The sequence below is a fragment of the Rhodopseudomonas sp. genome, from assembly GCF_013377015.1.
Taxonomy (GTDB): domain Bacteria; phylum Pseudomonadota; class Alphaproteobacteria; order Rhizobiales; family Xanthobacteraceae; genus JARJEH01.
In genome coordinates this window covers 261,528-287,694 of record NZ_JACABA010000004.1, presented here as the reverse complement: position 1 = coordinate 287,694, position 26,167 = coordinate 261,528, and the positions used below count along the sequence as shown (strand labels likewise).

General features: G+C 63.6%; 20 protein-coding genes and 1 tRNA gene. 8 read left to right on the top strand and 13 right to left on the bottom strand.

Annotated features, from left to right (window positions below):
* Positions 1-191 precede the first annotated feature (191 nt).
* The 4 genes from HXX15_RS18795 to HXX15_RS18780 form a co-directional block, all read right to left on the bottom strand.
* Positions 192-509, bottom strand: coding sequence for a hypothetical protein (locus HXX15_RS18795; protein ID WP_296517898.1), 318 nt, complete (start codon positions 507-509; stop codon positions 192-194).
* A 788-nt stretch (positions 510-1,297) separates the two neighbouring features.
* Positions 1,298-1,374 (bottom strand) — tRNA-His (locus HXX15_RS18790).
* 163 nt (positions 1,375-1,537) lie between these two features.
* On the bottom strand, positions 1,538-1,969 hold the full coding sequence (locus HXX15_RS18785; protein WP_296517897.1) for a phasin: 432 nt from the start codon (positions 1,967-1,969) through the stop codon (positions 1,538-1,540).
* A gap of 279 nt (positions 1,970-2,248) precedes the next feature.
* Positions 2,249-2,632 carry a phasin family protein gene (locus HXX15_RS18780; protein ID WP_296517896.1) on the bottom strand — a complete coding sequence of 128 codons (384 nt, stop codon included), beginning with the start codon at positions 2,630-2,632 and terminating at the stop codon, positions 2,249-2,251.
* 350 nt (positions 2,633-2,982) lie between these two features.
* Here HXX15_RS18780 and HXX15_RS18775 point away from each other — a divergent pair, with 350 nt between their 5' ends.
* The 4 genes from HXX15_RS18775 to HXX15_RS18760 all read left to right on the top strand — a co-directional run bounded on the left by HXX15_RS18775 (position 2,983) and on the right by HXX15_RS18760 (position 8,497).
* Entirely contained in the window at positions 2,983-6,498 is a 3,516-nt protein-coding gene (locus HXX15_RS18775; RefSeq protein WP_296517895.1) for a PAS domain-containing protein, read from the top strand.
* A gap of 564 nt (positions 6,499-7,062) precedes the next feature.
* Positions 7,063-7,314, top strand: coding sequence for a type II toxin-antitoxin system VapB family antitoxin (locus HXX15_RS18770; RefSeq protein WP_296517894.1), 252 nt, complete (start codon positions 7,063-7,065; stop codon positions 7,312-7,314).
* On the top strand, positions 7,311-7,712 hold the full coding sequence (locus HXX15_RS18765) for a type II toxin-antitoxin system VapC family toxin (protein WP_296517893.1): 402 nt from the start codon (positions 7,311-7,313) through the stop codon (positions 7,710-7,712). The genes HXX15_RS18770 and HXX15_RS18765 overlap by 4 nt, the downstream gene beginning before the upstream one ends.
* A gap of 74 nt (positions 7,713-7,786) precedes the next feature.
* On the top strand, positions 7,787-8,497 hold the full coding sequence (locus tag HXX15_RS18760; protein WP_296517892.1) for a Crp/Fnr family transcriptional regulator: 711 nt from the start codon (positions 7,787-7,789) through the stop codon (positions 8,495-8,497).
* A 10-nt stretch (positions 8,498-8,507) separates the two neighbouring features.
* Here HXX15_RS18760 and HXX15_RS18755 read toward each other — a convergent pair whose 3' ends face one another.
* Positions 8,508-8,702, bottom strand: a complete 195-nt coding sequence (locus HXX15_RS18755; RefSeq protein ID WP_296517891.1) for a DUF1858 domain-containing protein — start codon at positions 8,700-8,702, stop codon at positions 8,508-8,510.
* Positions 8,703-8,966: 264 nt separating this feature from the next.
* On the opposite strand from HXX15_RS18755, the gene HXX15_RS18750 reads away from it, so the two are divergent.
* From HXX15_RS18750 to HXX15_RS18740, 3 genes are read left to right on the top strand one after another with little or no spacing between them, the layout of a single operon-like run.
* A complete protein-coding gene (locus HXX15_RS18750; RefSeq protein ID WP_296517912.1) occupies positions 8,967-10,502 on the top strand; it encodes a thymidine phosphorylase family protein in 1,536 nt (511 codons plus the stop codon).
* Positions 10,499-11,416, top strand: coding sequence for a ribose-phosphate pyrophosphokinase (locus HXX15_RS18745; RefSeq protein WP_296517890.1), 918 nt, complete (start codon positions 10,499-10,501; stop codon positions 11,414-11,416). Before HXX15_RS18750 ends, HXX15_RS18745 begins: the two co-directional genes overlap by 4 nt.
* Positions 11,413-13,011 (top strand): MBL fold metallo-hydrolase, encoded by a 1,599-nt coding sequence (locus tag HXX15_RS18740; protein ID WP_296517889.1) that lies wholly within the window; start codon positions 11,413-11,415, stop codon positions 13,009-13,011. Before HXX15_RS18745 ends, HXX15_RS18740 begins: the two co-directional genes overlap by 4 nt.
* Before the next feature lie 61 nt (positions 13,012-13,072).
* On the opposite strand, the gene HXX15_RS18735 is transcribed toward HXX15_RS18740, so the two are convergent.
* Both HXX15_RS18735 and HXX15_RS18730 read right to left on the bottom strand, forming a co-directional pair.
* Positions 13,073-13,723: a CoA transferase subunit B gene (locus tag HXX15_RS18735; RefSeq protein ID WP_296517888.1), complete on the bottom strand. Its 651-nt coding sequence runs from the start codon at positions 13,721-13,723 to the stop codon at positions 13,073-13,075.
* A complete protein-coding gene (locus HXX15_RS18730) occupies positions 13,723-14,460 on the bottom strand; it encodes a CoA transferase subunit A (protein WP_296517887.1) in 738 nt (245 codons plus the stop codon). The genes HXX15_RS18735 and HXX15_RS18730 overlap by 1 nt, the downstream gene beginning before the upstream one ends.
* Positions 14,461-14,665: 205 nt before the next feature.
* Here HXX15_RS18730 and HXX15_RS18725 point away from each other — a divergent pair, with 205 nt between their 5' ends.
* On the top strand, positions 14,666-16,627 hold the full coding sequence (locus tag HXX15_RS18725) for an AsmA family protein (protein ID WP_296517886.1): 1,962 nt from the start codon (positions 14,666-14,668) through the stop codon (positions 16,625-16,627).
* On the opposite strand, the gene HXX15_RS18720 is transcribed toward HXX15_RS18725, so the two are convergent.
* From HXX15_RS18720 to HXX15_RS18695, 6 genes are all read right to left on the bottom strand, one after another.
* On the bottom strand, positions 16,624-17,706 hold the full coding sequence (locus HXX15_RS18720; RefSeq protein ID WP_296517885.1) for a DUF2336 domain-containing protein: 1,083 nt from the start codon (positions 17,704-17,706) through the stop codon (positions 16,624-16,626). The two genes, HXX15_RS18725 and HXX15_RS18720, sit on opposite strands and share 4 nt — an antisense overlap.
* Before the next feature lie 29 nt (positions 17,707-17,735).
* On the bottom strand, positions 17,736-21,413 hold the full coding sequence (locus tag HXX15_RS18715; protein WP_296517884.1) for a PAS-domain containing protein: 3,678 nt from the start codon (positions 21,411-21,413) through the stop codon (positions 17,736-17,738).
* Between the two features lie 248 nt (positions 21,414-21,661).
* Complete coding sequence (locus HXX15_RS18710) at positions 21,662-22,477, bottom strand: ABC transporter permease subunit (RefSeq protein ID WP_296517883.1); 816 nt, start codon at positions 22,475-22,477, stop codon at positions 21,662-21,664.
* Positions 22,477-23,391 (bottom strand): ABC transporter permease subunit, encoded by a 915-nt coding sequence (locus tag HXX15_RS18705; protein ID WP_296517882.1) that lies wholly within the window; start codon positions 23,389-23,391, stop codon positions 22,477-22,479. Before HXX15_RS18705 ends, HXX15_RS18710 begins: the two co-directional genes overlap by 1 nt.
* Before the next feature lie 24 nt (positions 23,392-23,415).
* Positions 23,416-24,585 (bottom strand): ABC transporter ATP-binding protein, encoded by a 1,170-nt coding sequence (locus tag HXX15_RS18700; protein WP_296517881.1) that lies wholly within the window; start codon positions 24,583-24,585, stop codon positions 23,416-23,418.
* A 91-nt stretch (positions 24,586-24,676) separates the two neighbouring features.
* Positions 24,677-26,146, bottom strand: a complete 1,470-nt coding sequence (locus HXX15_RS18695) for a glycerol-3-phosphate dehydrogenase (protein ID WP_296517880.1) — start codon at positions 26,144-26,146, stop codon at positions 24,677-24,679.
* Between the last annotated feature and the right edge of the window lie 21 nt (positions 26,147-26,167).

The window sequence follows — 26,167 nt, the reverse complement described above, 5'->3', positions numbered from 1 at the left end:
TCGTCTTGGGCCAGAACGAACTTCAACCTGGATTAGGCTACGGGGGCAACGTCAGAGGCTTATAATCAATGGCGATCAATTTCTGAAGACCGGAAGACATTCCGAGCTGTCCGGCTGGGGTTTGCATTGATATTAAGTAACGAAATGTGCTAACGACCTCTCCACCGGGTCGTTCCAATCGTTCGTCGCCATCAGCCTTGGAATCCGCCGGGCAAATTAATTCCATGGCGGTGGATCAGAATCTTTGTAAGCAAGTTGATACGCGCAATGCGAAGGGCGCGAACATCATAAACGAGGACATTCTGTTCATCTCGGAAGTATGCTCGCTCATTGTCATCCAGAAGCGCGCTGACGTCTTCCTCCCAAACAGAAAAGTCATCAGAGGATTCAAGCTCCTCGACATCGATGAGTGTCTTTTGTTCTTTCCATAGCGCGAGAAGCGCAGTGTAATTCTGCGCCTTCGCGGGATCGGACGGAACGATTTCGAGCAGGTCATTATAGGTATCCACCGATCACTCCGCTTTCGATTTGAGCGTGGCGGCATTTGGGCCACGAAGCTGTTGGGAAAGTCTCCCCTCAAATAGACGAGATCAAACATTCCGACCGATAGAGTGCGGCAATCGCCCATTCGTGTCAAAGGACGATGAGCTGCCCCTGCCGATTTCCTCTGGTTGAAGTTAGAGTCCGGCCTTCTGAAGGACGGACGGATGAAGCGAGCCAGGTTGCGGATCGTGTCGGCGTCATTGAGGAAGCCGGCGAGCTTTAGCAGCTTCGGCCACAGTTGGTCGGCGACGCGGCGCCATTGGAGGCGCGCTGTTTTTTCGCGAGGGAAGCGACATGACGTTCGTCCAAACTTGGTGTCCATCAAACCGGCAGCAGCCCATGCCGGGGATCTTTCACAACAAGATACCGATAGGCGTAGCCGCTTCTGAGCGTCGAGCCATGTCCGTCAAAATATCGGATGGTGAAAGATGACGCCCCGTGAAGATGATTGCCGAGGCGCTGGCGCAATCCCTTGCGGCCGCTCGGCGTCCGCCCGACGTGAAGAACCTGCCCTCGTGGATTGTAGATGACGTAGACGCCCTGCTCGATTGGCGCGTCGAGCTTTCGCCGGATTTCGGGAACCTATGCACAGCAGCGCTGGTCAGCTTATCGAAAAGCGCCGTAACCCGGTTCTGCTCCCGAGCGCTCACAAGGCACTCCTTTTAGCTCTACCGGTGTGGCGATCCGCATGGCTCGAATTTACAACGCGCTTTGCGGCGAGTATGGCTGAGTGCGCTCAAGCTATTGATTTGTATGGTACAGTTGGGTGGGCTCGAACCACCGACCTCCTGTTCCACAGACAGGCGCTCTAACCAACTGAGCTACAACTGCATCCTTCAACGGCCCGTTGCAGGGTCGCGAACCGGCGGGAAACTAGGTGCAACGCCGGGCTTTGGCAAGGCCGCGCAGGGCCGGATAACGAACGTCTCAGGACCATGCCAACAAAAAGCCCGGGCCAGGCCCGGGCTTTGCAGCAAATTGAGACCGCGCCGGATCAGGCGGCGGGCTTGAACAGCTTCGAGGCGGTAGCCTTGATCGGCTCGACGGTTTCGGTCGCAACCTTTTGGGTCAGCTCTGCGAGTTCCTTGGTCTGGCCGGTCAGAATTTCGAGTTGCTTCTTGGCATGCGAGGTCCACATTTCGAACGCTTCCGGCAGCGTCTTGGCGCCAGCCAGGCCCTGCGCGAAATCGAAATTGGCGCTGGTGTTGGTCTTGGCGATGTCGAGCAGCTTGGCGGAATAGTCGCTCGCACCCTTGCTGACCGAGCTGAACATCGCCTCGATGGTGCCGTTGTGGCTTTCGGCCGCGTCCTTCAGCTTGCTGTAGCTTTCGCGAACCTGCGACACGCCCTTTTCGGCGAACGCCCGAACCTGCTCGGGAACCTGGAACGGAATGACGGTTGAGAACGGATCGGTCGAATCGGCCATGAGGTGCATCCTTCGTCTTGGGGTAAACTGAGGTGACCCGTGCGAACGGCGGGGCGCCAACCGAAATATTGGCGGGAACGTCGAACCGGATCACGGACGACCATTCTGACCGTCCATGTTAAAAATCTACACTTGGAATTTGTGCATTGCAACATAGAAATCGCTGCAATGCCGCATGGCAGCCCCCGGGGGCACGCAACCCGGGGAGGCAGGGCGACAGAGCCACCACCGCGCCGACATAGGTTGCGGCGCGAGCGGTCGCGGCGGGCTCCAGAACGCTCAGGTTTTCGGCTTAGCCACGTCGACCGCGGCCTTGCTGACAATCTGGCCCAATTCGCTGGCCTGCTCGGCGAGCGACTTCATCTGCGCCTGCACATATTCGCCATGCAGCCGCAGCACTTCGCCGAGATCCTTGGCGTGCAGCAGTTGCTGGGCATAATCCAGCGAGGCTGCGACGTTCTTTTCGGCATAGGTCACCGCTTTGGTGGTGATCTCCTTGGCATTGGCGCGAACCTCCGCGCCCTTGCCCTCGATCGTGCTGGCGGTCTGCTGGGCGCTGGCCAGCATATGCTCGAACGCCTTTCGGGCCTGGTCGAAACTGGCCTCGGCGATCGATCTCACTTCCTTTGGAATTTCGAAACGGTCATGCCCACCTTGGTCCATGGTCAACACTCCGGTTGTGTCTGGCAGGCTAACAACTAGCCCGGTTCCCCGTTCGCCCACATCACGCCACTGAAGACTGATATTCGTCGGTCTGACGTAACATAATGTCTCCCGGCGAACCTATCGTGACCGATTGATTGCATTTTGCAACCTCTCAACGCACACACCGCCGCCAAGGTTCTGCCGGGAACGCCAAAATTAAGGTTATCTCCGCTTTGGTGCCCACCGGACCACCGTCAGCGTGGACCTGACGGCGACCGGAGGCGATACTAACGAATTGTTAAGGTTCTTTGCCCGACCGCCGCGATCCGGCGCCAAGGCGGCCTTCGACCCGACGCCCATGAGCACCGATGACGAAGTTGGAATTTCAGTTGCGAGGAGTGGACGATCCGCGGCTCGCGATTCACGCCACCAGCGCGCTGCCGGTCTGGCTGTGGTCGCTCGATGGCACCCGTGTGATGTGGGCCAATCCGATCGGCGCCAGATTACTCGGCGCCGCCAACAACGCAGCGCTGGTCGCCAGGGCGTTCGGCCCGGCCGATCCGCATCGGCGTCAGGTGGCGCAACTCGCCGGACGGCTGCCGCCGAATGAAGCGATCCGCTTGGAGCGGCTGCGCGGCTTCGGCGCCAGGCTCGGCGCGCTGCTGACCTGCGCCTGCGCGCGGCTGGATTTCGCCGACGGCGCCGCCGGCATCCTGATCGCCGCGGCTGAGCCGGTCGGCCGACCGCTGCCGCTGGTCGAGCGGCTGCGCAATCTGGTTGAAGGCATCGATACGCCGATCGCCGCCTTCGCGCGTGACGGGCTGTTCGTCGGCTCGAGCGACACCGCACGCGCCTTGCTCGGCTTTCGCAATCTGTCGGAGGCAGGGCTGGAAGCGGCGCGCGACGATGCGCTGCGGCTCGGCCGCGCCGAAATGCCGATCGGCATCGGCCACGTGGTATTGCAGCGGGTCGGCACCGGCGCCGATGTCGGTCTGGTCGCGCTGCTGGTGCCGGGCGTGGTACATCACGAGCCACTGCCTGAGCCCGTCCCACAAACCGAATTCGAACCGCTGCCGCGACCAATCGAAACCGTGGCCGCACCGTCTGCGATCGAGCCGCCATCGTTTGCCTACGAAGCACCGGAAACCACATCCGAAGCGCCATCCGAATTCACGCTGCTCAACGAGGTACCGGTCGCTCTGGCTGAAGCCGCTATCGATCAACCGGTCGATGCGGCCGAACCAACGACGCCCGACTATGAAGCGCCCGAAACCACAACCGAGGCGCCATCCGAATTCGCGCTGCTCGACGAGGTGTCGGTCGCGCTGGCTGAAACCACGAGCGACACCGCAATCGCTGCGGAGTCCGAGCCGGTTGCAACCGAAAATCCGCCGGACGTCGACACCGGCGAGCCGTCGCCTTACGTCTCGGCAGTGGCCGATGAGGCGCCGCCGGCCGCTGAAATGCTCACACTTGAACTGCCCGCCGCTGAACCGCCGGCTGTCGAACCAGTTAGGGCCGAACCGCTTCCCGCCGACGTGCCCGTTGCTGCCGCGTCGAACACCCCGCCACTCGCCGAAACTTCGGCTGCCCCGATCCCGCCGCCGCGCCGCCATCCGTTACGGTTCGTCTGGCAGATGGACGCTGACGGTCGCTTCGCAATCGGCTCGGATGAATTCAACCGCCTGATCGGGCCGCGCACCACCGCCGGTTTCGGCCGGCTGTGGAGCGAAATCGCCGAGACGTTCGGGCTCGACCCGGAAGGCCGCGTTGCCGCCGCTGTCGCCAGCCGCAACACCTGGAGCGGTATCACCCTGCATTGGCCGACCGACGGACCCGGACAACGACCGCCGGTCGAATTGTCCGGTCTCCCGGTGCAGGACCGCGACGGCAATTTCGTCGGCTATCGCGGCTTCGGCGTCTGCCGCGATCTCGACGGCCTGACCGAGCTCGCATCTTTGCGCCGCCGCGACGATGACGCCGTGCCGCCAGCGCCGCAGCCGCTGTCCGCAGGCATCGCGGCGACCGACGCTGAACCCGCCGCGCCGGAACAACCCGGCCTGGTTGCGCCCGAACACGCCGAGACCGAGACCGCCGAGCCGCCCGCCCTTGCCGAGACCCCACAACAAGAACAACCGGAACCTGCCGTGGAAACCCCCAGAAACGTCCTGCCCTTCCGGCCCGTCAGCGAGCCCAAATCGCCGGCGCTGACGCCGGTCGAAAACAGCGCCTTCAACGAACTCGCCCGACAATTGTCGGCCCGGCTCGAGAACGAGGCCGCAGCCGCGGCCGAGCTCGCATCGCAGCCCTCCTCTGAGATCGCGCCGGAGCCGCCCGAGCAGGACGCGCCGGACTGGCTGATTCCGCTCACGACGCCGGCGCGCGGCGACAGCCTGCGAGACCGAACGCTGCTCGATCTGCTGCCGGTCGGAGTTCTGATCTACAGGCTCGACCGGCTGGTCTACGCCAACGCCGCGTTCCTCACCCGGATGGGATATCCCAGCCTGCAGGCGCTGGAACAAGCCGGCGGGCTCGACGCCCTGCTGGTCGAAGCCGGCGTCACCGGCTCCAGCGGCACTTCCGACACCGGCACGCCAATCACCATCGCGGCGACGCGGACCGCCGACGACCAGCCGCGACCGGCGCCGGCCGACGGCCGGCTGCACACGATTTCCTGGGACGGCGAATCCGCGCTGGCGCTGATCTTCAATGGCGTGCCGGATCAACCCGCGGCGCCCGCCGCGATCGCCGCTACCGAGCCATCCGCCGTCGGCCACGCCAATGCCGAAGAGCTCGGCGCCATCCTCGACACCGCCGCCGAAGGCATCGTGATGTTCGACGAGGCCGGCCAGCTCAATTCCTGCAATCGCAGCGCCGAGGCGCTGTTCGGCTATGACGGCGACGAGCTGGTGCAGCGCAATCTGCTCGAGCTGTTCGCACCGGAGAGCCAGCGCGTCGTCACCGACTATATGGAAAGTATCAAGGGCGCCGGCGTCGCCAGCCTGCTCGATCATGGCCGCGAAGCGCTCGGTCGGGTGCGCGCGGGCGGGCTGTTTCCGCTGTCGATCACCATGGGCCGAACCCGCGCCGACGGGCCGAACTTCTTTGCCGTGTTCCGCGACCTGTCGCAGGCGCGCAAGACCGAATCCGAGCTGGCGCAGGCGCGGCGGCAGGCCGATCGCGCCGCCACCGCCAAGGCCGACGTGCTGGCGCGGATCAGCCATGAGGTCCGCACCCCGCTCAACGCCATCATCGGCTTTTCCGAAGTGATGATCGACCAGCGCTTCGGCGCGCTCGGCAACGAGCGCTACGTCGAATACATGAAGGACATCCGCGCCTCCGGCGAACGCGTGGTCGCGATCGTCAACGACATGCTCGACCTGTCGCGGATCGAAACCGGCAAGCTCGACCTCGCCTTCGCCAGCCAGAACCTCAACGAACTGGTCGAGCATTGCGTGGCGGTGACGCAGCCGCAGGCCAACCGCGAGCGCATCATCATCCGGACCTCACTAGCGCAGCAATTGCCGCCAGTGGTCGCCGACGCCCAGGCGCTGCGCCAGATCACGCTGAACCTGATCGGCACCTCGATCCATCTCGCCAATGCCGGTGGCCAGGTCATCGTCTCGACCGCGCTGAACGATTTCGGCGAGGTCGTGCTGCGGGTCCGCGACACCGGCCACCGCCTCAACGACGACGAACTGGCGGCGGCGATGCAGCCGTTCCGAACGCCGGCGCCGAGCGATCTCTCGGAAGCCTCCGGCGCCAACCTGGCGCTGACCAAAGCGCTGGTCGAAGCCAATCGCGCCCAGTTCCAGATCAAGAGCGCGCCGCATTCCGGCACGCTGATCGAGGTGGTGTTTTCCCACGCCGTGGCGACCGCGTAGTCGTCGTGGCGATCGGGCATGTGAATGCTTTGCCCGCAAACGGCTTTGCGTGAACGGCCGGTTCAACAGGCCTCCCGCGACGAGGGAGGCGGAGCGCCGAACGGCGCGCCTTGGTAGTTGAGCCGCGGCCTACGCGCCGGATCGCCGGAGCGCAGCGGCCGCGGAAACGCCTTTCGGCGCTCCACCGTGGCGATTTTTCGCTCCGGGACCGTGCTTCCGGGCGCAGGCGCGATGCAGCCGCACCGCTTGATCCCGGCGGTTTCCCGCCGTTCACCTGCGCCGCGTCCAGCCAACTAACAAGTGGCAGACTCTCCTAGTGGAGCCGGACGGCGACCCAGAGCGTCCCGAGTGCGCGAGGCAACGTCTGCCCCCGCCCGCAGGCGCCACCCCCCACCCCGCACCTCCAGGCGTCCCAGGAAACGCCCCTCTGTGGGATGAGGTGATTAGGAATATAATCAAGATTTCCGCGAAGTCAATAAGAACCTTTGAACGCGGGAGCCGACGCGCCGATCTTGTGATTTGGTAGAATTTTGATATTTTTCTACCATCGAGCGGATGACTGCCATGCACCTCAATATCAAGAACGACGAAGCCCATCGACTGGCGACCGAGCTGGCAAAACTCACCGGCGCAAGCCTGACTTCCGCTGTCACGGCGGCGTTGCGTGGGGAACTGGCCCGCGAACGTCGGCGCCGGCAGACCGACAAAATCGCGGCCCGCCTGATGAAAATGGGCGCTCGATCCGCGGCATTTCCAGACACCGGCCTGAGCCCGGACGAGATCCTCGGCTACGACGAAAACGGGCTGCCGACGTGATCGTGGTGGATAGCTCAATCGTGGTCGCAGTCTATCGTCAGGAGGCTGACGCCGAGCGCTGTGCGCTCGGAATTGCCAGCGACGATCAACCGATCATGTCGGCCGCCAATGTTATCGAGACCTCGATCGTCCTGCGCGGACTGAAAATGATGCCGCCGGCCGAAGCCGAACAATGGCTCGACAACTTTATCGCGACAGCCGGCATTCGGATCGAACCCGTCACCGAGGAGCAGACGCGTTTGGCCCGCATGGCCCATCGGCGATTCGGGAAGGGCACTGGACATGGCGCCGCGTTGAATTACGGCGATTGCTTTGCTTATGCGCTGGCAAAGGCCATGGGCGTCCCGCTGCTATGCAAGGGCAACGACTTTCGGCTGACCGATATCGCCCTGGCCTGACCGCAAACTTCCGCTTGCCCCTGCCCGCCAATCGCGATTTAGCTGCGGTCCCACGCCGGGCCCACGGAGATCGCATGGCCACAATCGACACGTCGCTGGTCTCGCAGCTGCCGCTGTTCGCGGGGCTCGATGCCGCCGAGCTCGACGCCATCCTGCAGGAGGCCCGCTCGCTGCGGATCGCCAAGAACGCCAGCGTGTTTGAGCAGGGCGAGGAGGCGCATTCGTTCTTCGTGCTGCTGCACGGCCATGTCCGCGCCAGCAAGACCACGGCCGCCGGCGAACAGGTGGTGGTGCGCTATGTCGGCCCCGGCGAGAGTTTCGGCGTGGCGATGGCGATCGGGTTGCAGCGCTATCCCGCGACCGCGACCGCGGTTGACGACAGCGTCGTGCTGGCATGGCCGTCCTCGGCCTGGCCGCGGCTGGTCGCGCAGTATCCGTCGCTCGCCACCAATACGCTGCGCACCGTCGGCTCCCGGCTGCAGGAAACCCACACCCGCGTGGTCGAGATGTCGACCCAGCAGGTCGAGCAACGCGTCGCGCACGCGCTCTTACGGCTGGCCAAGCAATCCGGCCGCAAGGTCGAGAACGGCGTCGAGATCGATTTTCCGATCAGCCGCCAGGACATCGCCCAGATGACCGGCACCACACTGCACACCGTCAGCCGACTGCTCAGCGGCTGGGAACAACGCGGGCTGATCGAAAGCGGCCGGCAGCGCATCGTGCTGCGCGAGCCGCACAAGCTCGTGGTGCTGGCAGAACAGACGCCGGGCGACAACGCTCGCTGACATCGTCGCGTCAGGCGATAGCCGCACGCAACGCCGCCAGGAACGACTCGTGGTCGATTCCGTGCTCCCGGCAGGCGTCTTCCACCGAGTGAAAACTGGCAATCGGGCAGCCGACGCATCCGAGCTTGAAATCGAGGAACACCCGGATCGTGGCCGGGCTGCCTTTCATGACCGTGTCGACCAGGCTGTCGCGGCGAATGGACATAATCTGCTCCGTTCAGCACCAAGCTTGGGCGCGGCAGCGAGTGCGTTCTTTGTCGCGCCGCAAGCTTGCGGCGCTTTCCGGTCCAATCCAGTCGACGTCCGGAGCGCCATTCCATGCGGTGCCAAGCCACATTGACGTGCATCAATTGGTATCGAAGCCCGCACTCCTAGCCTTGCCAGCCCTGCTTGCCTGCGCGACCGGTGTCCGGCAGCCTCGATCCAGCGAATCGACCGACGCCGTCCGGCGTCCCGGAGTGGCCCATTGATAACTCTCCCCGACCTGACGCGTCCGCCGCTGGCGATCCGACGGATCAGCCTCGATACCGGCCGCGAAAACGTCGCGGTGATCTCGCGGCATTCCAACGCGCTGCGCGCCGAGGTGTTTCGCGGCTTCAGCCGGGTCGAATTGCGGATCAACGGCAAGGTGCTGCTCGCCACCCTGATGATCACCGACGACGACTCGCTGATTGGCCCGGGCGAACTCGGCCTGTCGGAGCCGGCGTTCCGGCGCTTCAATGAGCCGGTCGGCAGCCTGGTGACGGTGACGCCGGCGGCGTCGCCCGACAGCCTCGACGCGGTGCGCGGCAAGATCCAGGGCCGCACGCTGAGCGCCGCCGAAATGACCGCGATCGTCAACGACCTGGCGCATTTCCGCTACTCCGACATGGAGATCGCGGCGTTCCTGATCTCGTCGGCGCGCTTCACCTCGACCGAGGAATTGCTGGCGCTGGTGCGCGCCATGGCCGAGGCCGGCACCATGCTGAAATGGAAGAACCCGATCGTGGCCGACAAGCACTGCATCGGCGGCATTCCGGGCAATCGCACCACCATGATCGTGGTGCCGATCGTCGCCGCGCACGGCTTGATGATTCCCAAGACTTCGTCGCGCGCCATCACCTCGCCGGCCGGCACCGCGGATACCATGGAAGTGCTGGCGCGGGTCGATCTCGACGTCGAGCAGATGAAGAACGTCGTCACCAGCTGCGGCGGCTGCCTGATCTGGGGCGGCCACGTCAATCTGTCGCCGGCCGACGATATCCTGATCTCGGTGGAGCGCCCGCTCAGCCTCGATACCCCCGAGCAGATGGTGGCCTCGATCATGTCGAAGAAACTCGCAGCAGGCGCCACCCATCTGCTGATCGATTTTCCGGTCGGCCCGACCGCCAAGGTCGCCAACGCCGCCGAAGCGATGCGGCTGCGCAAATTGTTCGAATTCGTCGGCGATCATTTCGGCATCGCGGTCGAGGTGGTGAACACCGACGGCCGCCAGCCGATCGGCCGCGGCATCGGCCCGGCGCTGGAAGCCCGCGACGTCATGGCGGTGCTCGGCAACGAGCCCGGCGCGCCCGCCGATCTGCGCGAGAAGTCGCTGCGGCTCGCCGCGCATCTTTTGGAATACGATCCGCTGCTGCGCGGCGGTACCGGCTATGCGCGGGCGAAAGAGCTGCTCGACAGCGGTGCGGCACTGAAGACGATGCAACAGATCATCGACGCGCAGGGACCATCGATCTGTCGCAGCGATCTCGGCACTCTCACCGCAGAGGTGCTTGCCACCGACGACGGCGTCATCGCCAGCATCGATTGCCTGCGCATCAACCGGCTGGCGCGCACCGCCGGCGCGCCGATCGACAAGGGCGCCGGGATCGATCTGTTCAAGAAGATCGGCGACCGCGTCGACAAGGGCGAGCCGCTGTATCGCATCCATGCCTACGACCGGTCGGAATACGATCTCGCGGTCGCCGGCGCCAAGAACGATTCCGGCTTCGCGATCGAGAACCACAAATCCGGCGGGAAGCCATGACCGCGGTTGCGATCCAGAGCCTGCCGCAGGCTTCGAGCGACGCGACGCGGCTCGGCGCGCGGCTCGGCATCCCGGTGCATGCCATCAAACAGCACCGCTTCCCCGACGGCGAGATTCAAGTCACGGTCGGCCCGTGCGCATCGACCACGATCCTCTACGTCCCGCTCGACCAGCCCAACGACAAACTCATCACCATCCTGTTCGCAGCCGAAGCCTTGCGCCGCGCCGGCTGCACCCGGCTGGTGCTGCTGGCGCCGTATCTGTGCTACATGCGCCAGGACACGGCGTTCCACGACGGCGAGGCGATCAGTCAGAAGGCGATCGGCCGGCTGCTCTCCGACCTGGTCGATCGCGTCGTCACCGTCGACGCGCATCTGCATCGCACCACCGACATCGGCGCGGTGTTTCCCGGCATCGAGGCCGGCAATCTGTCGGCAATGCCGGCGATCGCCGACGCGCTGCGCGGGCAAAGGCTGGCTCCAGATACGGTGATTGTCGGTCCCGACGCCGAGTCCCGGCCGTGGGTCAGCGATCTCGCCGGCCGGCTCGGCGTCGCGCATACGGTCGCGCAAAAGCGCCGCCGCGGCGACCGCTCCGTGGAGGTCAGCCTGCCCGAACCGGCCGTGGTGGCAGGCCGTCCGACCATTTTGGTCGACGACATTGTCTCCTCCGGCGGCACGCTGATCGCCTGCGCTCACGCGCTGACCGCCGCAGGCGCCACCGTGATCGACACCGTGATCACCCACGCGCTGTTCCCGGCGGAGATGATGCGTGATTTCGAGCTCGCCGGAATTCGGTCAGTCCGCTCGACATCGAGCGTGCCGCATCCCAGCAACGCCATCCTGCTCGACGAACTGTTCGCCACAACCTTGCAGGGCGAACTCGGCTCGACAATTCCGGAGGCCCATCCATGAGCGTGACCATCCGATTCTGCGGCGCCGCGCGCACCGTGACCGGTTCCTGCTATCTGTTCGAGACCAAGGCCGGACGCCTGCTGGTCGATTGCGGCCTGTTCCAGGGCCAGAAGACGCTGAAGGAGCTCAACTACGGCGCCTTCCCGTTCCGCCCGGCCGACATCGACGCGGTGCTGCTGACCCACGCCCATATCGATCACAGCGGGCTGCTGCCGAAGCTGGTGCGCGAAGGTTTCGAGGGACCAATCCTCGCCACGCGCGGCACCATCGACCTGTGCTCCTACATGCTGCCGGACGCCGGCAGCATTCAGGAATCTGAGGTCGCGATGCTGAACCGGCGCAACATCGCGCGCGGACGTCCCGAAGTCAGTCCGATCTACACCCAGGCCGACGCCGTCGCCACCATGCAGGCGTTCCGGCCGGTCGACTACGAGAGCTGGATCGAGGTGATCCCCGGGGTGCGCGCGCGCTACTGGAATGCGGGGCACCTGCTCGGCTCCGCGTCGATCGAGATCGAATTTTCCGGCGAGGGCACGTCCGACGCTCCGCTACGCCTGCTCGCCTCCGGCGATATCGGTCCCGACTCGAAATTGCTGCAGCCCGATCCGGAAGCGCCGGCCGGCTTCGACTATGTGCTTTCGGAATCCACCTATGGCGACCGGACTCGCACTCCGACGACACCGCAGGAACGTCGTGCGCATTTGGCTTCCGAGGTGCGCGACGCCGCGGCGGCGCGCGGTGCGCTGGTGATTCCGGCGTTCGCCGTCGAACGCACCCAGGAGCTGATCGTCGATCTGGTCGAGCTGATGGAACGCGGCGAAGTTCCGAGCGCGCCGATCTTCCTCGACTCGCCGCTGGCGATCCGCGCCACCGAAGTGTTCCGCAAGCATGCCGCTAGCCTCGATCCAAGCGTCGACGTCGACCGCCTGCTGTCGTCGCCGCATCTGCGATTCACCGAGACCGTCGACGAGAGCAAATCGATCGCCAAGCTGAGCGGCTTCCATATCATCATCGCCGCCAGCGGGATGTGCGATGCCGGGCGAATCCGCCACCACCTCAAGCGCTGGCTGTGCCGAAACAACGGCACCGTGCTGCTGGTCGGATTCCAGGCCCACGGCACGCTCGGCCGATTCCTCGAGGACGGCGCCAAGGCGGTCCGCATCATGGGCGAGGAAATCAAGGTGGCGGCGCGAATCCGGCGGATCGACGACTATTCCGGCCATGCCGACGCCGTGGAATTGTCGCGCTGGATCGCCGCGCGCCGCCCGATCCAGCGCGGCATCTTCCTGGTGCATGGCGAGGAGACGGCGATCGCCGGACTGAGCGAACGCATTGCCGGGCGGCTGATTCCGGCGGCGAAGATCTTTCAGCCGGTGCTCGACGACATTTTCGAGCTCGCGGCCGCGGCACCGAAGGAGATCGACCCCGCGCATCGCCGCCGGCTGGCGCCGGAGGCGGTGGTGGCGCTCGACTGGCACAACGACATGTCGAAGCTCATGCTCGATATCAGCGACCGGATCGCGGCGGCCGCCGACGAACGCGCCCGCGCGGTAATCATCCGGCGGCTACGGCGCGCGCTGGAGGAAGCGAACTGAGCGACAGGTATCGTCCAGTCAAGTCGATGCGCCTGACCGATTTACCGATATAACGACGCGCTCAATTGTTCTTCAGCGCCACCCGGAACTCGGCTTCGGTCTTGGCCTTGACCTCGTCGAGCGTGACGCCGTCGGCGAGCTCGATCAGCGCCATGCCGTCCTTGCCGTGCTTGTCGATGGTGAACACCGCGAGGTCGGTGACCACCATGTCGACCACCTTCTCGCCGGTCAGTGGCAGGTTGCACTGCTTCAGCAGCTTGGCGCCGTCCTTGGCGGAATGCTCCATCACCACGACGACGCGCTTGACGCCGGCGACCAGATCCATCGCGCCGCCCATGCCCTTGACCATCTTGCCGGGGATCATCCAGTTGGCGAGGTCGCCGTTCTGCGCCACCTGCATCGCGCCCAGAATCGACAGGTCGATATGGCCGCCGCGCACCATGCCGAACGAATCGGCGCTGGAGAAGTAGCTGGTCGACGGCAGCTCGGTGACCGTCTGCTTGCCGGCGTTGATCAGGTCGGGATCTTCCTCGCCCTCGTAGGGGAACGGACCCATCCCGAGCATGCCGTTCTCGCTCTGCAACACCACGTCGCAGCCCTCGGGGATGTAGTTCGACACCAGTGTCGGAATCCCGATGCCGAGATTGACGTAGAATCCGTCGCGCAATTCCTTGGCGGCGCGCGCCGCCATCTGTTCGCGGGTCCAGGCCATCAGACTTCCTCTCCGGTTCCGGCGGGTATAGCGGGGTCGGTGCGCTTGCGTGTGGTGCGCTGCTCGATGTGTTTCTTCGAGCTACCAACTTCGATGACGCGCTTGACGAAAATGCCCGGCGTATGAATGTGGTCGGGATCGATCTCGCCGGCCGGCACCAGATGCTCGACCTCGGCGACGGTGATCTTCGCCGCGGTCGCCATCATCGGATTGAAGTTGCGCGCGGTCTTTCGATACACGAGGTTGCCGGCGGTATCGCCCTTCCAGGCGTGGACGATGGCGAGGTCGCCGAACAGGCCGCGTTCCATGATGTACTTCTCACCATCGAAGATCTTCTCTTCCTTGCCCTCGGCGACCAGCGTGCCGACGCCGGTCTTGGTGTAGAACGCCGGGATCCCGGCGCCGCCGGCGCGGATCCGCTCCGCCAGCGTGCCCTGCGGCGCGAATTCGAGTTCCAGTTCGCCGGCCAGAAACTGCTGGGCGAACAGCTTGTTCTCGCCGACATAGGACGAGATCATCTTCTTGATCTGGCGGGTTTCCAGCAGACGGCTCAGTCCGATACCGTCGACCCCGGCATTGTTCGAGACCACGGTCAGGTTTTTGACCCCGGACTCGCGCAGCGCGTCGGACAAGGTCTCGGCGATGCCGCACAATCCGAAGCCGCCGGACATGATCATCATGCCGTCCCGGAGAATGCCGTCGAGTGCCGATTTGGCGTCGGGATAGACCTTTTTCATGATGCTCGGACCTGATGGAGGGGAAAGCGCTTGGCGGGCAGTTTATTAGGCGAAATGTTCTTGGCCCGTCAATCGCGACATCCCCAGGACGCGCCTGCATGCCGGCCTTGAAAGCGTCAAGAAAACCGATCAAGTTGGGGTCTGAGGCGGGCCGGCGGCCCGCCTCCCCTGCTTCAACCTCAACCGATCCGGATAATCATTGGCGATGGCCCAAGGAATCAAACGCTTGGGGATGTCGGTTGCGGCGCTGATCGCCGTCGCCCTGGCCGGGCTGATCGCGCTATCCTTCCTGCTCGACCGCACCGCGCTGCGCGAGGCGGTTGAGGCGCAGATCCGGGCGGTGACCGGGCTGCGGCTGATGATCGACGGCGAGATCGACGTGTCGGTGTTCCCGCGCAGCTACGTCACCTTCCACAATGTCCGGCTCAAGAACGACGGCGACGCCGGCACCAGCGCGGCGCTCAGCGTCAAAGAGCTGACCGCGAATCTGCGCCTGCTGCCGCTGTTGCTGCGGCGGTTCGAAATCGCCGACATCATGCTGTCGCGTCCGGACATTCGTGTGCTGCGCGATGCCGACGGCCGCAGCAACTGGACCCCTTTCCTCGAAGCCCTGAAGCGTACCATGAAGCCGGGCGTCGACAATCAGGTGTCGTTCTCGGAAATCCGAATCGAGGACGGCGTCCTGGACTATCGGGACGACGCCAACGGCCTGTCGGAGAATCTCACGGACGTCGACCTCTCGCTGGCCTGGCCCTCAATCTCCCGCACCTTCGCCGCTACCGGACAGTTCGACTGGCGCGGCGAACGGATCGACGGCAGCATCAGCGTCAACGATTTCATCGCCGCCCTGTCGGGCGACCGTTCCGGTCTCAAGGTGCGGTTGGCCGGCGCGCCGATGAAGGTCGCGTTCGATGGCGCGATCGCCAATCGCGCCAGCCTGCTGCTAGAAGGCACACTATCGGCCGACAGTGTTTCGCTGCGCAATGCGCTGCGCTGGGCAGGGCAGGAACCGCCAGGCAGCGGCGGGTTCGGCCGCTTCGCGCTGAAGGCGCGCGCCAACGTGGTCGGGCCGTCGATCGCGCTGAGCAACGTCAATATCGAGCTCGACAAAAACGTGGCCGAGGGGGTGATGACTTACACCGCCAACGCCGGCCGCCAAGGCTTGCAGGCGACGCTGGCCGCGGGCGCGCTCGACTTCACGCCCTACGTCTCGACCATCCGCCTGCTCGCCAGCGGCGCCCACGATTGGAACCGGCAGCTGTTCGAGCTCGGCGTGGTCAACCCGGTCGATCTGGACATGAGACTGTCGGCGGCGAAAATCACGATCGGCGCCACGACGCTGGGACGTACCGCACTGGGCGCTAATCTGCGCGGCGGAACGCTGGCGCTGAGCGTCGGCGAGGCTCAGATCTATGGCGGCATCGTCAAAGGCACGCTGGGGATCTCGCGGTCCGCGACGGTGGCCGACGTTAAGGCGCAGTTTCAATTCGCCGACGTCGATCTTGAGAGTTGCGCCGCCGACCTCGCGGGCGTCAGAAGCCTGTCTGGGCGCGGCAATCTCAAAATCGCACTGGAAGCGTCGGGCACCAGCCCGTTCGGGCTGGCGCAGTCGCTGGACGGCACCGCCACATTGACCGGGCATGACGGCGCGATCTCGGGCTTCAATGTCGAGCAATTGCTGAAGCGGCTGGAGCGGCGGCCGCTGTCGGGCGGCGGCAATTTCCGCAGCGGCAAGACCCCGTTCGACACACTTAACATGACGGTGAAGTTCAGCGACGGACTGGCCACCGCCGAAGACATTCGGGTCGAGAGCCGCGCGGCGCGGATTTCGCTGACCGGCACCGCCTCGGTTCCGGCGCGCGAATACGACTTGAGAGGGCTGGCAAGCCTCGCCTCCATCCCCGGGGGTGCGCCCGGCTTCGACCTGCCGTTCGTGATTCAGGGGCCATGGGACGATCCCCTAATCTTCCCCGATCCGGAGAGTCTGATCCGGCGTTCACCGGGCGCAGCCCCGTTGCTCGACGCGGTCAAGGACCGCAAGACCCGTGACGCCGTGCGCTCGGTGCTGGAGCGGTTCGGCGGGGCGAAGAAGGCCGAGCCCGACGCGATCGAGACGCCGACGACCCCGCCTGCCCCGGAAGCACCAAGCGCGGCGAAATCGAACTAATTGGGCTTCCCACGTCTCTTGATTGCCAGCACCTTCTCGGCGGTCGAGCGGTCGGTCCGCTCGAAAGTTGCTAACGCACGCTCGACCTGGGACCTGGAGAGACCGACAATGCCGGCTTGGAGATTCAGCAATGACTTCGCCGTCGGCCACCCGAGGCCAAGTGCACGCGCAAGAACTAGCAGTCCTTCGAAGCGTTCCTCACGAAACATCCCCTCCACTTTCGCAATTTCGAGTTTGGACAACAAAGCCAAAGCAACAACCGTATGTTCGGTGGCCCGCTCCTGAGCGAATTTCAGTATCGTAAGGTCGCCGAGTTCGCCTGCGGCGAGAAGATCCCGCACGTCCGAAGCAGCTTCTCGATAGCGGTCCGATTCCAAGAACGTGCGGTTCGCCACCGATTCCGTGACGCCTCGGACCACGCCGTGGATGGCTCCTGCATGCTCCGGGTGCGCCGCTTGAATTTCCGTTCTTACGAGATTGGACGCGATCGCGAGCAGCCTGAGAAAATGATGACGTGGCAGTTCCGGCCGCGCCCCGACGGCCAAAGCAAGATCGTCATTTCCCTCCGCTCGATTGACCAGATTCTGATACCCACAATCCGAAAATACTGCGCCGGAGTTTCCAACAACGCTCCGAAGAACCGTGTCATCACCCCTTTCAGTCAACGGCTCGGTAACCGATGCCGAAAGGTGCGGACGGCGGGATATGGCAAGTAAGTGTCCTTGTCCTCGTGATCTCGCGCATTCGACGAGTATGTCATCACCTAGGGCAACCCGCCCCAACAGCAGGGGTTCGGCGACCTCGATAGCTTCATCCATAGCGAGCTTGCGGAGCAAATTCGACGGGCCGATACGCAACCCGGCAACGCTTCGGGACAGTTCTGCGCGAGCCCCAATTTCGATCTCCTCGACGAGACGGGTCAACACCTCCCCAAACAGCTCGACCTGCTCCTCAGAGTAGGCATCCGCTCCTCCGACAAACAGATCGCCAATCTTGCTCACAATGGAGTTTCTGCGTGCAATACCGCCGTTTCTAAACGATTGCTCGAGTTCATTGAGCAATGCTGTCTGCGTTTGCATATCCCACACCCGATGCATTTGCTTAGCCGCTAGTTTCTTTTTCGCCAGCCGGCCATCTCGATCGCCCGAACTCCGAAATCTTCAGCCGCGAATTCACAGACTGGCTTGGGCTTACCGAACAGGAACCCTTGACCCTGGGTACAGCCCGCCGACAGAAGAAGCTGCAACTGTTGTTCCGATTCAATTCCTTCAGCGGTCGTGACGATATCAAGCGCGCGAGCCAACCCAGTCACCGCACATACGATCGCCGCCGAATCCGAGCGCTCCGTTATCTCAGCAACAAAGGAGCGATCGATCTTTATCTTGTCGAATGAAAACATCCGTAGATGGCTCAAGGAGGAGAAGCCAGTTCCGAAATCGTCAAGGGCGACTGAGATACCAAGGCTGCGCAACTGATGCAGTTCGGAAAGCACATCTTCGTCATGCTGCATCAGCACTGTCTCAGTGACCTCGATTTCAAATCTGTCGGCCTCCAGACCGGTCTGCAGCAATGCATCAGCAACGGTATCGAGCAAGCTTCGGCGCTTGATGTGAGTCGGCGAAATGTTGACCGCAACCCTAATGTGGGCCGGCCAATTCGACGCATCCTTGCAGGCTTGCCTGACAACGAACTCTCCGAGAGGAACAATCAGCCCGGTTTCTTCCGCGAGTTGAATGAAGCGATCGGGAGACAGCATCCCTTCGGTCGGATGACGCCAACGAATGAGGGCTTCCATTCCGCAAAGTTGGCGGCTCCCGAGAGTGACAATGGGCTGATAATGTAGTTCCAACTCGCCAGCGGCAATTGCCTTCCGTAGATCGTTCTCCAGTACTAGCCGCTCTTGAGCGCGACCTCCAAGTGCCTCATCATAAATCAGGTAGCCATTTCGGCCGGATGATTTGACTTCATAGAGGGCAAGGTCAGCTCGATGGACAAGACCTTCCATCGACTCGTCTGGGTCGGCTCTCATTGCAACCCCGATGCTGGTTCCGATCAGCGCCCGCCTGCCATTTAGATCGTAGGGTTGCGCAAGCGCTTCAACTAGCCTTGCCGAAAGTGAAATGGCTGCCTCGCGTTGGTTCTCCGTAGGCCTCTGAAGAATGGCAAATTCATCACCTCCAACCCGTGCGACCAGATCCCCGTTGCGAACGAGTTTACTCATTCTGCCGGCGACCAACTTCAACAAGTGATCTCCTGCGGCGTGACCAAAGCAGTCGTTGACCGACTTGAATCGATCCAGGTCGATCAGAAGCACATTGAGGCCATCGCCTCGATCGGCCAATGCCTCCTCGACTTTCTTGTTGAAGACGGTTCGATTGGCGAGGCCGGTCAGGAGATCGTGGAATGCCAGGTACGACACCTGCTGGGCCGACCGTTCCCGGTCGGTGATGTCCTCATGCGTTGCAACCCAACCCCCGTCCGGTGTCGGCGCTCTGCGGATTTGGATGACTCGACCATCGGAGAGCTGCAGTACTCGGGTTTCCTGATTCGGGATGGCGTCGACGAATTCGCTGACTGTAAAGCCGGGCGTCGAGAATTTTTCTGCATAGCTCTCGACAAGCTGACGGACCGGCAGACCGCGACGCATCTGCCGCTCGCTGAAGCCGTACATCTCGCGAAAGTACTTGTTGGTGAGAACAAGACAGCCATTTCGATCCAGCAGGCACAAGCCTTGCGACATATTCGCGAGCGCGGCGTCAAGCTGCATGTTGATGCGTGCCAATTCCTCGGCTTGACGCGTCAATTTCTTCTGAGAGAGAACCCGATCCGTGATATCTTCATGTGTGGCAACCCAGCCGCTCCCGGAAACCGGCGTATAGATTACCTCAATCACTCGACCGTCGCGGCCGCGAAGCCGCGCCGTCAGCTCGTGGCCAGCGGCAATCATTCTTCGCCAGTTTGGTTGATCCGTTTCAACAAAACCAACACTCGGAAGATGGGCTGAAATCGCCTTTGCCGGCGTGCCCTGTTTAAGCAATTCCTGGGTGAGACCATAGATCTCGGCGAACTTCTGGTTCCAAACGATCAATCGGTCTTGCCCATCGAACATCGACAGACCTTGGCTCATGTGAGCGAGCGTAACCTGGAGGCTTGCCGACTGCTCTCGCGCTCGCTGCTCGCTTTCGGCCAGAAGACGTTCAGCCGCATGACGATCGGTGATGTCCACATATGTACTGATGAAACCGCCGCCCGAGACAGGGATTCCGCATATCTCAAGTACCTTGCCGTTCGGTCGAACCCGTTGGAACACGTGAGGTTCGTGTCGTTTCGCCAATTCAATACGCTCAAGGACCTGCTGGTCGATCTCGCCAGGGCCATATTCTCCGCGCTCAGCGTTTGCCCGGAATATCGCCTCCAGTGTGGGCAGTCCGCGATCAAACAGCGATAGGGGCAGATCGAGGAGCGTGCGAAATGACTCGTTGCACGCGATGAGATTTAGATCGGCATCAAATAGCGAGATGCCTCCCGGGAAATTGTCGATCACAGCTCTCAGGCGAGCTGTTTCGCGCTTGACCTCGGTAATGTCGGCGCGGAAACCCACGACATATCCGCTCGGAGTCCGTCGCTCGCGAATCTGGACCCATCGACCGTTGGGTAAATGCTGTATGAGGTCCGACGCGGTGCCGGCATGGAGGACCATACGTTGCGCGAACCAAACGGCACGCTGCTCAACTGAATCGCCGGCCTCTGGATACTGCCCATTCTGTAGGCCACAAGTGAGTATTTCCTCGAAAGTCGCACCGACTCGGATCGCGGATGCGGACGCTGAATAGATGTTGCGGTAGGCATCGTTGCAGGCAATCAGGCGATCATCCCGATCGTAGACGACGAACCCTTCAGGGATTGCCGCGATCGACTCGGTGAGGATCTGCTTTGTTCTCAGCCGCTCGGTGATGTCGGAAAAGGACGTAACAACCGACCTGCCATCGCGCCCCGGAATCGCAACCGAATTGATCGAAATCCATGCGACGGAATCGTCCTGCTTCCGTAACCCCATAACCACGTCGGTTTGCGGCTCTCCGGTTGCCAGCGTCACCATCGCAGGATGTTCGTGCTCCGGAAACTCTCGACCATCTTCCCGGATCGCTCTCCAGCGCCGACTGACGGACGTAACCCCACTGATGTCGTCGCCGCCCAACCCCAGAATTCTCTCAGCCGCAGGATTGAACGAAACGATCGCCCCTGTCGGATCCTGAACGACAATGCCCTCTCCGAGAGCCATCATGGTCGAGCGATTGAGCGCTTCGCTTCGCTGCAGTGCTTCTTCCATCTGCTTGCGCTGACTGATGTCAATTCGGATCGAAGTATAGCCGATGACCTTTCCGCTCATGGAACGACGCGGAATGATCGTGGTGTCAACCCAATACAGTCGGCCTGACTTCGCCTTGTTGCAGAATTCGCCGCGCCAGACCCGACCGTTACCGATGACGCGGTACATCTCCCGAAACAGCTGGTCTGGGTGCACACCGGACTTGAGGATCCGGTGATCTTGTCCGATCAGTTCCTCGCGCGAGTAACCGCTGATCTCGCAGAATTTGTCGTTCGCATGCAGAATGCGGCCCTTGACATCCGTGACCGCCACGATTGCCGTCTCGTTCAGCGCTTCGACAAGAAAGCTGTTCTCATCGCTACCGGACAAAGATACCATTTGCGCGAGCGCACGCTGGCTCATCTCGCGCGCTGCATCGGCATGCCTCCTCGCTTCCGAATGCTCAGTACCACTCATCGATCTTCGGTCCGATGCTGGAAGCTAGGAATCTTGCACTCAATCGCCACCGATCGAGATCGCTCTTCGAGCAGGCTCAAACGGTATTTTGAATGATGTGAAACCTCTCAAATCCGCTACGATTCTTCTGAGGCATTCACTCCGCGCAATTTTCGCCATATTCGATTAAGAATACTTCAATATGATTAACCAGCCCAACGACTGGGCAAGTTTCGACTGAAATGATGCCATATCACGAGATTCCCGGCCTATAGCGGCGCGGCGCTCTCGCCGCGCGCGCTCGACAATTTCGACGCCAGCGAGGCGGCGACGATCACCAGCGTCACCACCCCGATGATCAGCGTGCAGATCGCGTTGATCTCCGGCTTCACCCCGAGCCGGACCTCGGAATAGATCCGGATCGGCAGCGTCGCCGACCCCGGCCCGGTGGTGAAGCTGGCGATCACCAGATCGTCCAGCGACAGCGCGCAGGCCAGCATCCAGCCGGCCGCGACCGCAGGCCAGATCAACGGCACGGTGGCGGCGAAGAACGCCCGCACCGGATCGCAGCCGAGATCCATCGCGGCCTCCTCAAGGCTGCGGTCGAGCGAGCCGAGCCGCGACTGCACCACCACCGCGACGAAGCACATCGTCAGCGTGGTGTGGGCGATGGTCACGGTCCAGAAACCGCGCTCGGCGTCGAGCGCCACGAACAGCAGCAGCAGCGACAGCCCGGTGATCACTTCCGGCATCACCAGCGGCGCGTACAGCATTCCGGAAAACAGCGTGCGGCCCCTGAAGTGACCGCCGCGCGACAGCGCCACCGCGGCCAGCGTGCCGAGCAAGGTCGCCGCCGTGGCCGAGACCAGCGCCACTCGCAGGCTCATCCAGGCTGCCGCCAGCATCGCCTGGTCGTTGAAGAAATCGCCGTACCAGCGCAGCGACCAGCCGCCCCACACCGTGACCAGCTTCGAGGCGTTGAACGAATAGATCACCAGGATCACGATCGGCAGATACAGAAACGCAAAGCCGAGCGCCAGCGCGGCGATATTGAACCGGGTGAGTCGTGACGCGCGCGCAGCCATCACTGCGCTCCTTCCAACTGCCGGCGTTGCAGGCGTTCGTAGATCAGCAGCGGCAGCAGCAGCAGCGCCAGCAGCACGACCGCGAGCGCCGATGCCACCGGCCAGTCCCGGTTGGTGAAGAATTCCAGCCACAGGGTCTGCCCGATCATTATTGAATCCGAGCCGGCCAGCAGATCGGGGATCACGAATTCGCCGACGATCGGAATGAAGCACAGCAGCACGCCGGCGCCGACGCCGGGCAGCGACAGCGGGAATGTCACCAGCCAGAACGCGCGGCGCGGCGACGCGCCGAGATCGGCCGCGGCCTCCAGCAGCGACGGCTGCAGCTTCGCCAGCGTCGCGTACAGCGGCAGGATCATGAACGGCAGATAGGAATAGACGATGCCGACAAACATCGCGGTGTCGGTCGACAGCCACACCACCGGCGCCGCGACGACGTGCAGCGCCAGCAGGATTTTGTTGAGCAGCCCGTCGTGCTGCAGGATGTTGATCCAGGCATAGATCCGGATCAGGAACGAGGTCCAGAACGGCACGATCACCAGCATCATCGCCAAGGGCTGCCACGACTTCGGCAGTCGCGCCATGCCGTAGGCGATCGGATAGCCGATCGCGAGCAGGATCGCGGTCGAGACCGAAGCGACGATCACGCTGCGCAGACAGGACAGCACATAGAGATTGTCGGAGACCAGCAGCCGGAAATTATCGAGCGACAGCGCCACGAACGCCGCCTTGATCGCGCTCCATCCGGCCGCGAGATCGAACACCGGCAGATAAGGCGGCTGCGCGATTGCGGTCTGCGACAGGCTGATCTTGACCACGAATCCGAACGGCACCAGGAAGAACAGCGCCATCCACAGATACGGCGCCAGCACCGCGATCCGTGCCGGCCGGGTGAAGATGCGTCTGGCACTCATCGACTTGTACTCATCGGCTTGCCCTCATCGCTCAAGCACCACGCAATCGTCGGGCGAGAACCACGCCACCACGCGCTGGCCCGCCGCATAGGAATCGATATCGAGCCGTGCGATGTTAGCCATCGACGCCCGCACCAATGCGCCGTCGTCAAGCTTGACCGTGTAGCCGGTCAGGCCGCCGAGGTAGCTGACGTCGGTCACCACACCCTCGAGCCGGTTGATCGCGCCGATCTCGACCGCGTCGGCCACCGGACCGCGGCGCGATAGCCTGACCTTCTCCGGCCTGATCGCGACGCAAATCCTGGTCGTCTCGCCCGGCTGCCGCGGCGCGGCGGCGACGATGGCGCCGGCGTCACGGGTCGCGATCGTCAGCCGACCGCCGTCGCGCGCCTCAACAGTGCCCTCGAAAATATTGATGTCGCCGACGAATTCCGCGACCCAGCGCGACACCGGCGCCTCATAAAGCTGGCGCGGCGTCGCCACCTGTTCGAGCCGGCCGGACTCCATCACGCCGATCCGGTCGGCCATCGTCATCGCCTCTTCCTGATCGTGGGTGACGATCACGAAGGTGGTGCCGAGCCGACGCTGCAGCGCCATCAATTCGAGCTGGGTGCTCTCGCGCAATTTCTTGTCGAGGGCAGCCAGCGGCTCGTCGAGCAGCAGCAATTGCGGCCGCCGCGCCAGCGCCCGCGCCAGCGCGACGCGCTGCTGCTGGCCGCCCGACAGTTGATCCGGCCGCCGCTTCTCCAGCCCCTCGAGCTTGACCAGCGCCACCATCTCCGCCACCCGGTCGGCGATCTCGGCGCCCGGCAGGCCGGCGCGTTTCAGGCCGAAGGCGATGTTGCCTGCCACCGAAAGATGCGGAAACAGCGCGTAGTTCTGGAACATCATGTTGACCGGACGCTGGTGCGGCAGCACGGCCGCGATATCCTGCCCGTTGAGCAGGATCCGACCGCGGTCCGGGCTCTCGAACCCGGCCAGCATCCGCAGCAGCGTGGTCTTGCCGCAGCCGCTCGGCCCGAGCAGCGCGAAGAATTCGCCGGTCCTGATCTCGAGCGACAATTCGTCCACCGCGACGAATCCGCCGAAGCGCTTCTCGACCGCGTCGATCCGCAACAATGGCGCATCCTTGGGCGGCAACCTTGTATCGACGGAGTCCGGCAGCGTCCCGGAGTTTGCAATATCCTCAGCCATCAACCGTCGACCTCGTCTTCCAACCGCACGCTAACGGCGGATCATGACCAGCTCAAGCTCGCCCCGCACACGGCGGCATCAAGATCAGTAATCATCCGGCCTCGGCCATGAACGCCGCAAGTCGTTCGCGATCCTGCACCGGCATGGTCAGGCCGAGCTTGGAGCGCCGCCACAGAACGTCTTCGGGAAACCGCGCCCATTCATCGCGCATCAGATAGCGGACCTCGGCGCCGGTCAGGTCCGGCCCGAACGTCGGTCCAAGCTCGTCGCGGCTTTGCGCCGTGCCAAGCACCCGCTCCACCCGTGTGCCGTAGGCTGCTACCAGACGGCGCGCCTCGGCCTCGCCCAGGAAGCCCCAGCTCTCCCGCACCTTTTCGACCTGATCGTCGAACCGCGCCCAGGCGAAGTCGCCGCCCGGCAGCGGTGCGGTCGCAGTCCAGCGTCGCGACATCGGATAGAACGGCGTCAGCAGCGACACCGCCTGCTCCGCCCGCTTGCGCGACGTAGTGATGTCGCCGGCCGATATCGTCAGCAATGGCGCTTCGTTGGTCCGATGCTCCAGTTGCAGAAATCCGTCGCGCACCGGCCGCCGCGCCCGCCGGTCGACCACGGCGTTGGCGCCCGCCACGCCGCGCACGACATCGGCCGGCTCGATCCGCGCGCGGAAATACCGGTTGGCCGCGTCGCACAGATAGGCGATCTCGCTGGCGGTCGCCGCCACGATCGCGGGATCGCCCTCGAAACCACGCTCAACCGAGCCGACCAGCGTGAAGTCGGGGCCATAGGGCGCCGCATAGATCAGACGGCCGTCATGGTTCTGCAGCAGATAGACATGGTCGGTCTCGAACAGCCGCCCGACCACGATCCTGGTCGCCTTCAGCAGCCGCAGCGGCGGCGCCGGAAGCCGCAACACCGTGTCGAATACCGACCCGGTCCAGGCGCCGGTGGCGTTGACCAGCGCCCTCGCCGTGATCACCCGACGCTGGCCGCGATCGATCACCGCCAGCCGCCAGCTGTCGCCGCGGTCGGCGCGAACGCAGCGCGCCCCGGTCCGGATCGCAGCGCCGCGTTCGGCGGCATCGACCGCGTTGAGAACTACCAGTCGGGAGTCGTCGATGGCGCAGCCCGAATAGGCGAAGGCGGTGCCGAAGGGCCGTTGCAGCGCGACTCCGACCGGGTGATGGGTGACATCGAGCGTCGTGGCCGACGGTAATCCCGAGCCGGACGCCAGCGCATCGTGGATCAGCAGCAAGCCGCGCAGCTGCCACGGCCGACGCTCGTCGGCATGCGCCGGGATCACGACGCGGATCGGCCGTGTGAGATGCGGCGCGGTCCGCAACAGCGTGCTTCGCTCTGCCAATGCAGTCCGCACCGACAGCAGCGCTCCACGCTCCAGTCGCGCCAGATCTCCTTGGATCAGCCGGGACGACGACGACGAGGCGGCGCTGCCGAGGTCGTCCTGTTCGAACAGGATCACCCGCAGGCCGCGCCCGGCGGCATCGCGCGCGATCGCGGTGCCGTTCAGCCCGCCGCCGATGATCGCAACGTCATAGTCCGCCATGCGCGACGATCCGCAACAGTC